This is a genomic window from Micromonospora sp. NPDC049580 (assembly GCF_040675595.1).
Taxonomy (GTDB): domain Bacteria; phylum Actinomycetota; class Actinomycetes; order Mycobacteriales; family Micromonosporaceae; genus Micromonospora.
This window is the reverse complement of record NZ_JBFAPG010000654.1, coordinates 1-2,726: the sequence shown is the minus strand read 5'-3', so window position 1 is coordinate 2,726 and position 2,726 is coordinate 1. Positions and strand designations below refer to the sequence as shown.

The 2,726-nt window shown below is 74.2% G+C and carries 2 protein-coding genes; one reads left to right on the top strand and one right to left on the bottom strand.

Translation table 11 applies throughout. The features are described from left to right. The coding region (aspS, locus tag AB0J68_RS30540; RefSeq protein WP_363942159.1) for an aspartate--tRNA ligase at window positions 1-1,764 on the bottom strand (1,764 nt) is incomplete at its 3' end. A gap of 185 nt (window positions 1,765-1,949) precedes the next feature. On the opposite strand from aspS, the gene AB0J68_RS30535 reads away from it, so the two are divergent. Beyond that, a complete protein-coding gene (locus tag AB0J68_RS30535; protein ID WP_363942157.1) occupies window positions 1,950-2,669 on the top strand; it encodes a DUF998 domain-containing protein in 720 nt (239 codons plus the stop codon). Window positions 2,670-2,726 lie beyond the last annotated feature (57 nt).

The window sequence follows — 2,726 nt, the reverse complement described above, 5'->3', positions numbered from 1 at the left end:
GGCGTGGGCCGGCGGCTGCGGCTTGGGCTTGGCGTCGATGCCGGCCTCGGCGCGCTGCTGGGCGGTGATCGGGGTCGGCGCGCCGGTCAACGGGTCGAAGCCGCCCCGGGTCTTCGGGAACGCGATGACCTCACGGATGGAGTCCGCGCCGGCCAGCAGCATGCAGACCCGGTCCCAGCCGAACGCGATGCCGCCGTGCGGCGGTGCGCCGTACTTGAACGCCTCCAGCAGGAAGCCGAACTTGTCCTGCGCCTCCTCGGGGGTGATGCCGAGCAGGTCGAACACCCGCTTCTGCACGTCGCCCCGGTGGATACGGATCGACCCGCCGCCGATCTCGTTGCCGTTGCAGACGATGTCGTACGCGTACGCCAGGGCGCGGTCCGGCGCCTCCTCGAACCGGTCCACCCACTCCGCGTTCGGCGAGGTGAACGGGTGGTGCACAGCCGTCCAGCCACCCTCGTCGGTCTTCTCGAACATCGGCGCGTCGACCACCCAGCAGAACGCCCAGGCGCTCTCGTCGATGAGGCCGGCCCGCTTGGCGATCTCGACGCGGGCCGCGCCCAGCAGCTCCTGCGCCTCGCGGGCGTTGGCGCTGGCGGCGAAGAAGACCGCGTCACCCGGCTTGGCGCCGACCGCGTCGGCGAGCCCGCCCAGGTGCTCGGCGGACAGGTTCTTGGCCACCGGGCCGCGCGCCTCGCCGGTCTCGGCGTCCAGCACCACGTACGCCAGGCCCCGCGCGCCGCGCGCCTTCGCCCAGTCCTGCCAGCCGTCCAGCTCCTTGCGGCTCTGCGCCGCGCCACCGGGCATCACCACCGCGCCCACGTAGCCGCCCGCGTCGATCGCCCCGGCGAACACCCGGAACTCGGTGCCGCGCAGGTAGTCGGTCAGCTCGGTCAGCTCCACGCCGTAGCGCAGGTCCGGCTTGTCCGAGCCGTAGCGGGCCATCGCGTCGTGCCAGGTGATCCGCGGGATCGGCCGGCTGATCTCGTGCCCGGCCAGGTCCTTCCACAGCGCCGAGACGATCGCCTCGCCGAGGTCGATCACGTCGTCCTCGGTGACGAACGACATCTCGATGTCGAGCTGGGTGAACTCGGGCTGCCGGTCGGCGCGGAAGTCCTCGTCGCGGTAGCAGCGGGCGATCTGGTAATACCGCTCCATGCCGCCGACCATCAGCAGCTGCTTGAACAGCTGCGGCGACTGCGGCAACGCGTACCAGCTGCCGGGCTGGAGTCGCACGGGCACCAGGAAGTCGCGGGCGCCCTCGGGCGTCGAGCGGGTCAGCGTCGGGGTCTCGATCTCCAGGAAGTCCCGCTCGTGCAGCACCCCCCGGGCGAGGTGGCTGGCGCGCGAGCGCAGCCGCAGCGCGTTCGCCGGGCCGCTGCGGCGCAGGTCCAGGTAGCGGTACCGCAGGCGGAGGTCGTCACCGGCCTCGACCTGGTCGTCCACCGGGAGCGGCAGCGGCGCGGCCTCGGAGAGCACCTCCAGCTCGACGGCGGTCACCTCGACGTCGCCGGTGGGCAGCTCCGGGTTCTCGTTGCCGGCCGGCCGGCGGGTCACCTCGCCGGTGACCTTCACGCAGAACTCGTTGCGCAGCGCGTGCGCGTCCTCCTCGCGGAACACCACCTGGACCACGCCGGAGCCGTCGCGCAGGTCGACGAAGATGACGCCGCCGTGGTCACGCCGGCGGGCCACCCACCCGGCGAGCGTCACCGTCGAGCCGGCGTCCGCGGCGCGCAGGCTTCCGGCATTGTGGGTACGGATCACGGCTGGCAACTCCTCATCGTGGAACAGTCCTCACCCGCATTCTGTCAGGGGTGGCCGGCCCCGCTCGGGGGCACCCGGCAGGCCGGCACGATTCGCAGGTGAGCAGGCGGCAGGCCGCGCGCTGCGCCGGTGGGCAGCCTGACGAACCCGGCTCGCCGGGCCGTCGCGCCGGTTAACGTGGCCGAATGCGCGCCGTACCAAACTGGGGCGTCGCCACGGCGGTGGCCGCGCCGGTGCTGCTGGTCGGCGGTTGGACGGTCGCGGGCGCCCGGCAGCCGGCCGGGTACGACCCGGTCCGCGACACCATAAGCGAACTGGCCGGGCACGACGCCACCGACTCCTGGGTCATGATCACTTGTCTGCTGCTGCTCGGCGGCTGCTACCTGGCGATCGCCGCGGTGCTGCACGCGGCCGGGCTGCCCAGCCGCTTCCTGCTCGCCGTCGGCGGCGTGGCGACCATCGCGCTTGTCGCCTTTCCCCGGCCGGCGGTCGGCGGCTCCCTCAGTCACGGCGTCGCGGCCACCGTCGCGGTCCTGGCGCTGGCGCTCTGGCCGGCCGGGTCGGCGCTGCGGCTGCCGCGTGGCCCGGACGCCGCACATCCGCGAGCCCCGCAGCCGCCCTGGGCGTTTCGGCGGGGCGTGGCGCTGAGCGCCACGATCGTGCTGCTCGCCCTCTTCGGCTGGTTCGCGTTCGAGGTGACCAGCGGATCCCGGACCGGCCTGGCCGAACGGGTGACGGCGGTGGGCGTGTCACTCTGGCCGCTGCTGGCGGTCCTCTCCGCCCGACGGGCGCACCTCGCCTGGGCCACCGACGGCGCCACGCCGCTGGGGCCCGCCCTGCCGACGACCGGTGTCGTACCCCCGGATCCCCTGCTTCCCACGGACGGGCCGGATCGCCTCGCCTGAGGCGGCGCGGGCGCCGGGGCGGACGGCCCACCCCCGGACGCGCGGCGCGGGCCGCCG